Raw genomic sequence first — 13,133 nt, 5'->3', positions numbered from 1 at the left:
GATAGCAATGCGAAATTGTACCACTCACCGCCCCCTAAAGGCAGCGTCAGCGCCCCTAGCGGAGCGAGTTCAGCGCAGATTCTCCCTCTTCTCGACAGGCCAGCAGACTCGCTTCTAGCGACGCTGCCTCGGGCAAGCCTTGGCTGCCCGCTTCCATGATCAGCTCGAGGCGAGAATCCCGCCTCCAACTGGCCGCCGTAAGCGTCACCCGCCCCGCGGCCCGGTTGTAGCACTTCCAACCTGATTCAGTGTGCACCACCGCCTTGATGCGCAGCGCTGCGGGCAGTGACTCGAGCAGCTGAGCCAGCATATCCAGTGAAAACACTTCCTTGGCATGAAAGCGCCACCCCAGGCTGCGAAAGCCGAGCGCCCCTCCTTCATCACACACTGGCGACCCAGGGGCAGGCTCACGATAGGCGAAGGTATCCAGCGTGACCGGAACCTGTCCTTCATGAGCTCTGGAGTGCGGCATCGGCCGTGACGGCACCGTGGCACCTGTACTTTGACTTCCGAAAGCACTTTGACTCCCGGAAGTACTTTGATTAACGAAAGTACTTTGGGTAACGCCGGCTCCCTTCGGGTCATCCCTTTGCACAGGGTCGCCGAGCAAACGCGACACTGACAGCTGCCCGTGGGGGGCCGCCTCGATCCAGCGCTTGGCCGGCCACAGATCGGCGAGATACGCTTGGGCTTCCAGAGACTGCTGATCCGAGGCCAAGTCGGTCATGGTCAGCGCCACGCCATCGGCCATCTCCAACTGATCGCGAAAGGTCTCATGCTCTCGTGAACGCGGATCATCGAGCCGGCGCGGATCCAGCAACGCAATGATATCGCGCACCTCCAGCACCTCGGCGAAGGCATCACTGCGCAGCAGGTCCAGAAGGCCCGCGGGGTGGCCAAGCCCCGAAGGCTCGATGATCAGCCGATCAGGTCGGTGGCGATGCAGCAGATTGACCAGCGAGGCCTGCAGCACGAAGGCCAACTGGCAACACAGACAGCCACCCGGCAACCCCTTGACGACCACATCCTCGCGTTCATCAAACATGGCCTGATCGATACCGATCTGACCGAACTCGTTGATCACTACCACCCAGCGCTCATCAACAGGCTTGTGGGCCAGCAAGTGGCGAATCAACGTGCTCTTGCCACTGCCGAGAAACCCGGTAATCACATGCACGGGGACATCTGACAGGGGCGTGCTTGAACGAGAGGCGGATGAAGGCAATGGAGAAGGCACTGGCACGGGTCCTCGATGACATCGGTAAATATGAAGCAAGCACAGCAATGTTACTTTATAACACAAAGTCTGATTCAGTAGCCCGCTGCACACCACACTGAAGGGCCGAAAAGCCATTCGCTGCACATAAGCCGAATTGCTTGAGACGCAGGAGAAGACCCTATACGTCAACGTAGTTGTCACCTAAACGGATTGAGAGGTGATCAACATGCGTTACCCCGCAGAACGTAAGGAAGCCATCCTCAAGAAGATGGCGCCGCCCATGAGCATGACCGTCCCGGAACTGGCCGAGCAGGAAGGCATCACCGCGACAACCCTCTACAATTGGCGAAAACAGGCCAGAACAAGAGGACAGGTTTTGCCATCACGTTCGACCCAGCCCGACCAGTGGACCAGCCAAGAGAAGTTCCAGATCGTCCTGGAAACGGCCCCGATGAACGAGGCCGAACTCAGCGCCTATTGCCGTGAGCGCGGGCTCTACCCCGAGCAGGTGGAGGCCTGGCGGGATGCCTGCATGAACGCCAATGGCGATGCCCCAGCGCAGGCCAAGCAACAGCGCCAGGCCCGCAAGGAGGAGCAGAAGCGGCTCCGCAAGCTGGAGCGAGAACTGCGCCGCAAGGACAAGGCACTGGCCGAGACGGCGGCGCTGCTGGCCTTGTCAAAAAAGGCAGAGGCGATCTGGGGCACGACCAACGACGAGGACGACTGACCAGCCTCCCGGATCGCCAGCGCATCGTGACCCTGGTGCAAGATGCCCAGCGTGACGGTGCTCGGCTGGCCAAGGCCTGTCAGGTGATGGGCATCAACGTAAGGACCTACTACCGCTGGGTCGCTGAGGGCGAGGTGACGGCTGATCGCCGTCCCGATGCCGACCGTCCGGAGCCGGCCAACAAGCTGTCTCCCGAGGAGCGAGAGGCAATCGTGGCGCTGTGCAATGCCCCCGAGTATCGGAGCCGCCCTCCGGCCTTCATCGTGGCCGATCAAGCGGATAAGGGCTGCTACCTGGCCTCTGAGTCGACGATGTACCGAGTGCTTCATGAAGTTGGCCAGCAACATCACCGGGGCCACCAGCAGGCCCCACAGCGCAAGCGCCCTCCGACCACGCATCAAGCCACGGCGCCGAACCGCCTTTGGTGCTGGGACATTTCGTGGCTTCCCGGCCCCGCGCGTGGCACCTGGTGGTACCTGTACCTGATCATGGATGTCTTCAGCCGCAAGATCGTTGGGCACGAAGTCTACGAGACGGAGACCGGTGAGCTGGCCGCTGAGCTGATCCAGAAGGCCTGCTGGCGAGAGCACCTCACCGATCTTCACAAGCCCTTGATTCTGCACTCAGATAACGGCAGTCCGATGAAGGCGGCAACATTCCTGGAGAAGCTCTACGACTTGGGCATCACCCCGTCGTACAACCGGCCGAGGGTCAGCAATGACAACGCCTTCGCCGAGTCGGCCTTCAAGACGCTGAAGTACCGGCCGGGCTTCCCCGCCGACGGTTTCGCCACCCTAGCCGAGGCCCAGGACTGGGTTCAGCAATTTACCGAGTGGTACAACCACGAGCACCGTCACAGCGCCCTTCGCTACGTCACGCCGAGCCAGCGCCATAACGGCGAGGCCAAAGGCATCTTGGCGCAGCGCCGAGAGGTCTTCGAGGCGGCGAAGCAACGTCACCCGAAGCGCTGGTCGGGTGACATCCGGAAACTCAGCCTGCCAGAGGTAGTGCACCTGAACCCCGAGAGGGACCCGGTGCCACAGGCAGCAGGGTTTTAAAGAGCCGAAGTCATTTCATGTGCCAACTATGTTGACAGACTCCGAAGACGACACTGAAGAAAACAGCCCTCCCGGCGCACCGGTCGGGCACCACCCAACGTGACGGAGAATGCTCGTGATCGGCGACCGCTCAGTGCTGGTGATCAATGACGACCGGATGCTTAACCATCAACCCGACATCCAGGATCCTTTCTTGCCAGGGCGCCTGGATCGACGAGTCAGGGAGATACTCAATGGCTTGGCGGTACAGTGGAAATATCCTGAGCACCCCGGTCGAATAACGGCCATTACCGAGCGCCTCACCGCCGAGCCAATTCCGGGAGTAAGATTCGAGACCGCAGAGCCGGCCACGCTCGAGCAGCTTGGACGCGTACATACCAGCGCCCATCTGCGTGAAGTCGAACGGATGCGCGGCAAGAACGCCTGGCTGGATGTCGACACCACGGCAGTATCACCGGGCAGCATCGAGGCCGCCGAAGTCGCCGCCGGCGCCGCTATCGCCGCCGTGGAAGCTGTCTGCAAGGGCCGGGCCCAAAGCGCCTTCGCACTATGTCGCCCCCCCGGGCATCATGCGGAACCGGCTCGCTCTCGCGGCTTCTGTTTCTTCAATAATGTGGCGGTCGCCGCTGCCCATGCCCAGCAGGAGCTAGGCATGGAGCGCGTCTTAATCGTCGACTGGGACGCCCACCATGCCAACGGCACTCAGGATATCTTCTGGGCCTCGCCAGACGTCATGCTGTTCGACACTCACCGTGCGGCCCCCTTCTATCCAGGCTCGGGCCGGCTAGAGGACATCGGCGCCGGCCTCGGCGAAGGCACCACCGTCAACGTGCCATTGCCGGGCGGGTCTGGGGACCAGGCCATGCTGATGGCCTTTCGCGACATCCTGGTACCAGCCGCCGCCTGGTTCCAGCCGGACCTGATCCTGGTCTCGGCCGGCTTCGATGCTCACCGGCTCGATCTCTGTTTGAACGTGAGCTACGAAGGGTTTGCCGCCATGACCGAGATCGTTCAGGGCCTGGCCGACCAGCACTGCGAAGGAAGGCTCGCGCTGGTGCTAGAAGGCGGCTATCACCTCGAGTCCCTATCCGAGGGCGTCCACACCGTCTTGCAGGTTCTGGCCGGTGGCGAGGCGCCCACCCCAGAGGAAATTGGCCTCGCCGAGGTCGCGGCCGCGAGCGAATACCATAAAACGGCCTTTACATCCGACTCGCCATTGACGGACCCCGAACCACCGACCGAGCCCTGACGAGCCACCGAAACATCAACGCATGCGGCCAACAAATGCATTGAGCCAACGAAAGCCGAGCCCACAAAAAAACGCGACCCTAGCGGGTCGCGTTTTTAACTGCGCGGTTAAGCATCGGGTCATTCTACCCGGCTACTCGCACTAGAGACGCTCGATCTCGGCATCGTTGCGCAGTTGCTCGAGCAGCCCGCTGACCGTGGCCTGTGCGCGCAGGCGTTCGACCAGTTGAGCCACTCGAGACTCGGCAGCATCAGACGTGTCACCCTCTTGCACGGCATCCAGGGCCACCAGCGCCACTCCGTTCTGGACGGCGGTCTGGCCATACACCGGCGCTTCACCTTCCGGATTCGGCAGCCGGAAAGCCAGCGTGTTCACCGCCGCAGGCACATCGCCGCCATTCTGACGTGTAGCAGACGCGACCTGCTGCCAATCGACGGCCTCTACTGAGCCATCACGCAGCGCAGCCACACGCTCCTCGGCAAGTGCTGTGAGCGCTTCCTGCACCTTGAGTTTCTCGACTGCAGCAGTCACGCGCTCGCGCACCTCATCAAGGGCCAGCGTGGTCGCCGGGCGATGATCGCGCACACGCAGCACCAGACGGCGATCATCATCCAGCTCGATCACCTCACTGTTGAAGCCTTCCTCGAGCACGTCCGTCGTGAACGCGGCATCCATTACCCCAGGCTCAGACAGCACCCCTTGGGCGCCGTCGGCCGACACCCAGTCGCTGGTCTGCAGCTCGGCGCCGACATCCGTGGCGATACTCGCCAGGTCGTCGGCAGCGAAGCTTTCATCAATCAGCTGCTGGACTCGCTCGTTGAAGAGGTCATCCACATCGGCCATGGCTGCCTGGTCGCGAAGTTCACTGCGCAGCTCATCGAAGGACGGGATTTCGATTTCGGTGACCTTGAGCAGGTGCAGTCCGTTGTCGGTTTCGACGATATCCGAAACCTGCCCCTGGTCGAGGGAATACACTGCGTTCTCGAAGGCTTCGCCGAAGAAGCCGCGGCTGATCACGCCCAGATCGCCGCCGCTATCGCTGGTTGACGTATCATCCGACACCTCCTTGGCAAGCGACGCAAAAGACTCACCGGCGGCCAGACGCTCTTTGACCTTATCGAGACGCGCCACCGCTTCCTCACGACTGCGCTGGTCGCCAAAGGTCAGCATGATGTGCGAGACACGACGCTCGGCGTTGCTGGCCCGCTCGGCATAGAGCGAGCGCAACTGCGCGTCGTCAACCTCGACCTGATCGGCCAGCTCTCGACGATCGAGCACCAGATAGGCCAGCTTCACCTGCTCGGGACGCTGGTAGTCATCACGGTGATTCTGGTAATAGGCTTCCAGGTCCGCCTCGCTAACTTGAGGGGTCTCTTCGAGATCCGAGGCATTGAGCTGCTGGTAGCGATAGCGACGCGTCTGGTTCTGCAGGGCTGCCAATCGCTGCTGCTCATCGTCGAGCATGAACTCGCTAGCGGAAAGGCCCTGCTGAAGCTGCTGACGCTGCATGTCATTGCGCAGCTGTGCCCGGAATGCCAGCGGCGTATAGCCGGCACTGGCCAGGCGGTTCTTGAACAATTCCCGGGAGAAGTTGCCATCTTGGTCCTGGAATTCAGGCAACGAGACGATCAGCTTGTCGAGCTGACTCTCGGAGAGATGCAGGCCACCCTCTTCCGCGTATTGATCCAGCAATGAGGTACGGATCAGTTGGTCGATCACCTGGCCACGCAGCTGACGCTCCTGTTCCGGCGGCACCTGGCCACTGCGGATCGCACGCTGGACTTGCACTTCGACCTGCTGGCGGGTGATCGACTGCCCATTGACGGTGGCGACATCATCCCCGTCGGACGACAGCAGACCGACCAGAGAGTCGACCCCAAAAAGGGCCATGGTCGCGATCACCGCGCCGATGATGATCTTGGCGCCCCAGCTGGTGGAGCGGTCCCGGATACGTTGCAGCATTACTGGCCTCGGCTGGAGATTGGCAGAAAAAACGGTTCATTATAGGCGCCTGATACGGGCCTGGGGCAACCGTGACTCAGAGACTGTAACTCAAGTGCCATGTTTCAAGTGCTATGTCTCAAGTGCTATGACTCAAACACCATGGCTCAATGGGTTAAATGCCATCTCTTGAGCATCATGCCTCTGGCACTGCGTCTCAGCGCTACGTCCAGGACACCACGGGAATCGCGCCCAATAAAAAGGCGCACCGCTAAGCGATGCGCCATACAGAGGACCGTCAGTCCGCTAGGCAAAGCCCAGCGTCTCAGTTGACGGAATCCTTGAGCGCCTTGCCTGCCTTGAAGCTGGGCACCTTGGCGGCACTGATTTCGATCGGCTGACCGGTCTGCGGGTTACGGCCGGTGCGCGCAGCACGCTCCTTGATGGAGAAAGTGCCAAACCCTACCAGAGAGACGGAATCACCCTGCTTCAGGCTTTCAGTGACGCTATCGACCATGGCGTCGAGCGCACGGCTTGCAGCCGCCTTGGGAATATCGGCAGACGCGGCAATGGCTTCGATCAGCTCGGATTTGTTCACACTTCACCCCTTGACTGTTTCAGAAATTACTGGAAATCGGCGCTATCTTGAGGCGGCTTAAACGATCACAGCAAAGCGTAATTTATAGCAATGCCGCAAAAGATCGTCAAGCAACTATTGGTCCCAAGCCCCACCATGCCAAGGTTTTGACCTTGGCATGGCAGTAAAAATCACCACTAGTGAGTGCTGATCACCGTCTGGGAAGAGGCAGAGTCATCCGGACGATTTTCATCAGATTCGAGGGTAGACTTTTTGGCGAGAGCAACCTCTAGCACCTCATCAATCCAACGCACAGGACGAATATCCAATGCTTCCTTGATATTGTCCGGCACTTCTTTGAGGTCTCGACGATTTTCCTCGGGAATTAGCACGGTCTTTATACCACCGCGCCTAGCAGCCAGCAATTTCTCCTTGAGGCCACCGATCGGCATCACCTCGCCGCGCAGATTGACTTCGCCGGTCATCGCCACGTCGCAGCGGACCGCGCGTCCGGTGAAGGCGGAGACCATCGCGGTGACCATGGCAATGCCGGCACTGGGACCGTCTTTCGGCGTCGCCCCCTCAGGCACATGGATGTGCAGGTCTTCCTTCTCGAAGCGCTCAGGATCGATTCCCAGCGCCTTGGCCCGGGCACGCACCACGGTCTGCGCGGCGCTCACGGACTCTTTCATCACATCACCGAGAGAACCGGTCTTGTTGATCCGACCCTTGCCCGGGGTCAGCACGGACTCGATGGTCAGCAGCTCGCCACCCACCGACGTCCAGGCGAGCCCGGTCACGCGCCCGACCTGATCTTCCTGGTCGGCGAGCCCATAGCTGAAGCGACGCACGCCGGCGTGGCGTTCGATGCCTTCAGCAGCCAGCTGCTGGGGCGCCTGGGCGCCTTCCTTGCCCTGCGCTTCGATACGTTCACGCAACACCTTGCGGCAAACCTTCGCGACCTGACGCTCCAGCTCGCGCACCCCCGCTTCTCGGGTGTAGTAGCGAATCAGCTCGAGCACCGCATCATCTTCGAAGGAGAGCTCGTCGTCCTTCAGGCCATTAGCCTTGAGCTGCTTGGGGATCAGATAACGCTTGGCGATCGCCAACTTCTCGTCTTCGGTGTAGCCCGGCAGACGAATGATCTCCATGCGATCCATCAACGGGCCCGGAATGTTCATCGAGTTGGCGGTGCAGATGAACATGGTTTCGGACAGATCGTAATCAAGCTCGAGATAGTGATCGCTGAACTTGTCGTTCTGCTCCGGATCCAACACCTCAAGCAATGCAGACGACGGATCGCCACGATGATCCATGCCGATCTTGTCGACTTCATCGAGCAGGAACAGCGGGTTCTTGACCCCGGCCTTGCTCATGCGCTGCACCACCTTGCCCGGCAGCGAGCCGATGTAGGTACGGCGATGGCCGCGAATCTCGGATTCGTCACGCACGCCACCCAGCGCCAGCCGCACGTACTTGCGGTTGGTCGCTCGGGCAATCGACTGACCCAGAGAGGTCTTGCCCACCCCGGGCGGGCCCACCAGGCACAGCACCGGGCCCTTGAGCTTCTTGACCCGTTTCTGGACGGCCAGATACTCGAGAATACGTTCCTTGACCTCCTCGAGCCCGTAGTGGTCTTCATCGAGGACCTTCTGGGCCCGCAGCAGATCGTGCTTGACCCGAGTACGCTTCTTCCAGGGCACCGCGATCAGCCAGTCGAGATAGGAGCGCACCACCGTCGCCTCGGCGGAGGTCGGCCCCATCATCTTCAGCTTGCCAAGCTCCTGAGTGGCCTTCTCGCGGGCCTCGTCGGGCATGCCGGATTCTTCGATCGCCTGCTCGTACTTCTCGGCCTCATTGGGCACGTTGTCGAGCTCACCCATCTCTTTCTGGATGGCCTTCATCTGCTCGTTGAGATAGTACTCGCGCTGCGACTTCTCCATCTGGTCCTTGACCCGCGACCGAATGCGCTTCTCGACCTGCAGCAGATCGATCTCAGACTCGATCAGCGCCATCAGGTGCTCGATACGGTCGCGCACACGATCCATCTCGAGGAGCTGCTGCTTGTCGCCAATTTTCAGCGACAGGTGGGCGCAGATGGTATCGACCAGTCGACTGGGGTCTTCGATCCCGGACAGCGAGTTGAGCACCTCATTGGGGACCTTCTTGGACAGCTTGACGTACTGCTCGAACTGATTGAGCAGCACGCGCACCAGCGATTCCTGCTCCCGCTCGGTGAGCGGCTCGCTTTCGCGCAGGGTCACTTCGGCTCGGCTATAGCCCTCGTCGACCACGGTGATATCACCGACATCGGCTCGGGCGGCACCTTCGATCAGCACCTTCACGGTGCCATCGGGCAACTTCAGCAGCTGCATGATCTCGGCGACGGTACCCACCGCGAACAGATCGCTGGTATCAGGCTCGTCCTGACCGGCTTCACGTTGAGCGACAAGCAGGATGCGCTTGTCGGCGGCCATGGCCGCCTCAAGCGCCTGAATGGATTTCTCTCGCCCCACGAACAGCGGAATCACCATCTGCGGGTAAACCACCACATCGCGAAGCGGCAATAGGGGCAGACTCTGGGTCTGTTCGGCGTTCTGCTGCATCGCAGACGTTCCTCAATGCTCGAATGATTGAACAGGTGATGGGGGCAACGGGCGTCCTTTACAAGCGCGGCCACAGGCCGCCAGGACAAAAGAGCGCGAAAAAAAGGGGCCGCAGATGCGGCCCCTGCTCCGGAGGGGAACGGCCTTAGCCGTCTTTGCCCGCCACCTTGCTGTCTTCCTGCTGGGAGTAGATCAGCAGCGGCTCGCTTTCTCCGCGAATCACGGAGTCATCGATCACCACCTTGGTGACACCCTCAAGCGACGGAATCTCGTACATGGTATCAAGCAGCACCGCCTCGAGGATCGAACGCAGTCCGCGCGCTCCGGTCTTGCGAGCCATGGCCTTTTCGGCGACGGCGCGCAGCGCCTCCTCGCGGAAGTCGAGCTCCACACCTTCCATCTCGAACAGCTTGACATACTGCTTGACAAGCGAGTTCTTGGGCTCGGTGAGGATCTGGATCAGGGCATCCTCGGAGAGCTCGGTGAGTGTCGCGATGACTGGCAGGCGACCCACGAACTCGGGAATCAGGCCAAACTTGACCAGATCATCGGGTTCGACGTCGAGCAGCACATCACCCACACCCTTGCTCTCGTCCTTGCTCTTGACCTCGGCATTGAAGCCGATGCCACCCTTCTCGGCGCGCTCCCGGATCACCTTGTCCAGACCGGCGAAGGCACCGCCGACGATGAACAGGATGTTACCCGTATCAACCTGCAGGAACTCTTGCTGCGGATGCTTGCGACCACCCTGCGGCGGCACCGAGGCCGTGGTGCCCTCGATCAGCTTGAGCAACGCCTGCTGGACGCCCTCGCCCGAGACATCGCGGGTAATCGAGGGGTTGTCCGACTTGCGCGAGATCTTGTCGATCTCGTCGATGTAAACAATGCCTTTCTGAGCCTTGTCGACATCGTAGTCACATTTCTGCAGCAGCTTCTGGATGATGTTCTCGACATCCTCACCGACATAGCCCGCCTCAGTGAGGGTCGTGGCATCGGCGATAGTGAAGGGAACATTGAGCAAGCGCGCCAGCGTCTCGGCAAGCAGCGTCTTGCCGCTGCCGGTAGGGCCGATCAGGAGGATATTGGACTTGCCAAGCTCCACCTCGTCGCTCTTCACTTCGGCACGCAGACGCTTGTAGTGATTGTAAACCGCCACCGACAGCACCATCTTGGCGCGGTCCTGGCCGATCACATAATCATCGAGGGTGTGCCGAATCTCCCGCGGTGCCGGCAGGCGATCTTCATCGCTTTCGGCATCGGCCTCGAGGACCTCCTCGCGGATGATGTCGTTGCACAGGTCGACGCACTCATCGCAGATATAGACGGACGGGCCGGCGATCAGCTTCCGAACTTCGTTCTGGTTCTTGCCACAAAACGAGCAGTACAGCAGCTTGCCGCTCTCGTCCTTACCTTTGCCGTCGGCCATTTGCGTACCTCTCTACGGACGGCGGCCTTAAGGGCCGCCGGAGTTGCATATCGTGGCTGGAGATGATTTCCACGCTATCAGGATGCCGGGCGTTTCTCCAGCATGGCATCGATCAGACCGTATTCCGTAGCCTGAGCACCATTCATGAAGTTATCACGATCAGTGTCCTTGGCAATGGTCTCGATATCCTGGCCGGTATGATCGGCAAGGATCTGGTTCAGACGCTGACGGATGCTGAGAATTTCCTTGGTATGGATCTCGATATCCGAGGCCTGACCCTGATAACCGCCCAGCGGCTGGTGGATCATCATGCGTGAATTCGGCAGGCAATAACGCTTGCCTGCGGCGCCACCGGTCAGCAGCAGCGCACCCATGCTCGCCGCCTGACCGATACAGACAGTGGAAACGTCCGGCTTGATGAACTGCATGGTGTCATAGATCGACATGCCCGCCGTGACGGACCCACCCGGTGAGTTGATGTACAGGTGAATGTCCTTGTCCGGATTCTCGGACTCCAGGAACAGCAGCTGCGCTACTACCAGGTTGGCCGTGTAGTCTTCCACCGGTCCCACCAAGAAGATCACACGCTCCTTGAGCAGGCGCGAGTAGATGTCGTAGGAGCGCTCACCGCGTGCGCTCTGCTCGACCACCATCGGCACCAGGCCGCCAGCGTTTTGAATATCGAACTCGTTGCCCATTGTGTGACGTCCTTCATCCGATGACTGGATTACGACCCCGCCTATGCGGCGTCATGGAGACAGTAAAGCATGCCTGGCAGCCCGACCGAAGCCGGACTGCCAACGACTGCCGTCGTCGATCACGCCTTCGCGTCTGCCTCTTCTTCCTCGGCCGCTTCAGCTTGCTGCTGAGCCGCCTGCAGGGCTTGCTCGTAGGACATCTCGACATCCTTCACGGTGGCCTGCTCGAGCAGAACCGCCACGGCCTTCTCTTCCAGAATCGACGACTTCAGCTGGTTCTTGAGCTGATCGTTGCTCATGTAGTAATCGATGACCTGCTGCGGATCCTGATACTGCTGAGACAGTTCCTCGACCTTGGCCTTGATCTCATCGTCAGACGCATCGGCTTCGTGGACCTTGATGACCTCTGCCAGCAGCAGACCGACCTGAACGCGGCTCTTGGCCTGCTCGGCGAACAGTTCGTTGGGCAGCTGAGAGACGTCGAAGTCTTCACCCAGACCGAACTGCTGAGCGGCCTGACGCTTGAGGGCGTCGGTTTCCTGCTGAACCAGAGCCTGCGGCGCCGGAATGTCGTTGGCCTTCTTCAGCGCGTCGAGCACCTGCTGCTTGACGCGGTTGTCGACGGCCTGTGCGGCTTCGCGGGTCATGTTCTTCTTGATCTCGGCGCGGAAGGTATCGACATCGCCACCTTCAACACCGAACTGCTGGATAAAGGCTTCGTCGATCGCCGGCAGCTCTTGCCCGCTGACCTTGTGCACCTTGACCTTGAAGGTCGCATCCTGACCGGCCAGGTTCTCGGACTGGTAATCTTCCGGGAAGGTCACCTTGATCTCGGTATCGTCACCGGCCTTGGCGCCCACCAGCTGCTCTTCGAAGCCCGGAATGAAGCTGCCGGAACCGATCACCAGGTCATGGTTCTCGGCGCTGCCGCCTTCGAACGGCTCGTCGCCCAGGAAGCCCTGGAAGTCGAGGGTGACCTGATCGCCGTCTTCGGCGGCGCGATCGACTTCAGCCCAGGAGGCATTCTGCTTGCGCAGCGTCTCGATCATCTGTTCGACGTCGGCATCAGTCACCTCGACCACCGGACGCTCGACTTCGGCGCCTTCGATGCCGGCCAGCTGGACTTCCGGATAAATCTCCAGCGTCGCGACGAACTCGAGATCCTGGCCGCTTTCATTGACGGTCGGCTCGATCTGCGGGTAACCCGCCGGGTTGAGGTTTTCCTGGGTAATCGCCTGAACGTAACGCTCACGCATCACCTCGCCCACCACTTCGTTGCGCGCATCTTGCCCATAGCGCTGACGGACCACGGCCATCGGCACCTTGCCCGGGCGGAAGCCATTCAGGCGAGCGTTCTTGGCGGTGTCCTTGAGGCGAGCCTCGACGGCCTGATCGATCTCGGCCGCTGGCACTTGAACCTTGACGCGACGTTCGATCTGGGAGGTCGTTTCGACGGAAACTTGCATGAATAGTCCTCTACCACTGGGGCGTTCGAAAAAGCGTTGAATGGTCAAAGGGGATCAATTCTAAGAACCCCGATGCACGCTGGCAAGCGCGATGCCATGACTATGGGGGCGCTGTTGCCTGTTACAAGGGGGATTGCGGCAAAAACCTTGGGCTCACGGCATTAAA

The 13,133-nt window shown here is 60.5% G+C and carries 9 protein-coding genes; 2 read left to right on the top strand and 7 right to left on the bottom strand.

Features of this window, described 5'->3' with window-relative positions:
• Positions 1 to 55: 55 nt before the first annotated feature.
• Positions 56 to 1,177: a GTP-binding protein gene (locus Q2K57_RS14395; RefSeq protein WP_304525494.1), complete on the bottom strand. Its 1,122-nt coding sequence runs from the start codon at positions 1,175 to 1,177 to the stop codon at positions 56 to 58.
• Positions 1,178 to 1,445: 268 nt separating this feature from the next.
• Between Q2K57_RS14395 and Q2K57_RS14390 the strand changes: the two genes are divergently transcribed.
• Positions 1,446 to 3,004 (top strand): IS3 family transposase gene (locus Q2K57_RS14390; protein WP_304525493.1). Its coding sequence is split into 2 segments (ribosomal slippage): positions 1,446 to 1,922 and positions 1,925 to 3,004, totalling 1,557 coding nucleotides; the frame shifts between segments, so codons are not numbered across the junction.
• A 109-nt stretch (positions 3,005 to 3,113) separates the two neighbouring features.
• Positions 3,114 to 4,253: a histone deacetylase gene (locus Q2K57_RS14385; protein WP_304525492.1), complete on the top strand. Its 1,140-nt coding sequence runs from the start codon at positions 3,114 to 3,116 to the stop codon at positions 4,251 to 4,253.
• 141 nt (positions 4,254 to 4,394) lie between these two features.
• Here Q2K57_RS14385 and Q2K57_RS14380 read toward each other — a convergent pair whose 3' ends face one another.
• The 6 genes from Q2K57_RS14380 to tig all read right to left on the bottom strand — a co-directional run bounded on the left by Q2K57_RS14380 (position 4,395) and on the right by tig (position 12,967).
• On the bottom strand, positions 4,395 to 6,215 hold the full coding sequence (locus tag Q2K57_RS14380; RefSeq protein ID WP_304525491.1) for a SurA N-terminal domain-containing protein: 1,821 nt from the start codon (positions 6,213 to 6,215) through the stop codon (positions 4,395 to 4,397).
• 304 nt (positions 6,216 to 6,519) lie between these two features.
• The gene (gene hupB, locus Q2K57_RS14375) at positions 6,520 to 6,792 is read right to left on the bottom strand and encodes a nucleoid-associated protein HU-beta (protein WP_092528694.1); all 273 of its coding nucleotides are present in this window, start codon (positions 6,790 to 6,792) and stop codon (positions 6,520 to 6,522) included.
• A gap of 176 nt (positions 6,793 to 6,968) precedes the next feature.
• Positions 6,969 to 9,377 carry an endopeptidase La gene (gene lon / locus Q2K57_RS14370; protein ID WP_304525490.1) on the bottom strand — a complete coding sequence of 803 codons (2,409 nt, stop codon included), beginning with the start codon at positions 9,375 to 9,377 and terminating at the stop codon, positions 6,969 to 6,971.
• Between the two features lie 145 nt (positions 9,378 to 9,522).
• Positions 9,523 to 10,803 (bottom strand): ATP-dependent Clp protease ATP-binding subunit ClpX, encoded by a 1,281-nt coding sequence (clpX, locus tag Q2K57_RS14365; RefSeq protein ID WP_112055787.1) that lies wholly within the window; start codon positions 10,801 to 10,803, stop codon positions 9,523 to 9,525.
• A 77-nt stretch (positions 10,804 to 10,880) separates the two neighbouring features.
• Positions 10,881 to 11,501 carry an ATP-dependent Clp endopeptidase proteolytic subunit ClpP gene (clpP, locus tag Q2K57_RS14360; RefSeq protein WP_304525489.1) on the bottom strand — a complete coding sequence of 207 codons (621 nt, stop codon included), beginning with the start codon at positions 11,499 to 11,501 and terminating at the stop codon, positions 10,881 to 10,883.
• A 119-nt stretch (positions 11,502 to 11,620) separates the two neighbouring features.
• Entirely contained in the window at positions 11,621 to 12,967 is a 1,347-nt protein-coding gene (gene tig, locus Q2K57_RS14355; RefSeq protein WP_304525488.1) for a trigger factor, read from the bottom strand.
• Between the last annotated feature and the right edge of the window lie 166 nt (positions 12,968 to 13,133).

It is taken from the genome of Halomonas sp. I5-271120 (assembly GCF_030553075.1).
Lineage (GTDB): Bacteria > Pseudomonadota > Gammaproteobacteria > Pseudomonadales > Halomonadaceae > Onishia > Onishia taeanensis_A.
Note: the sequence above shows the minus strand (reverse complement) of the source record. Positions and strands in the feature narration are given on the sequence as shown.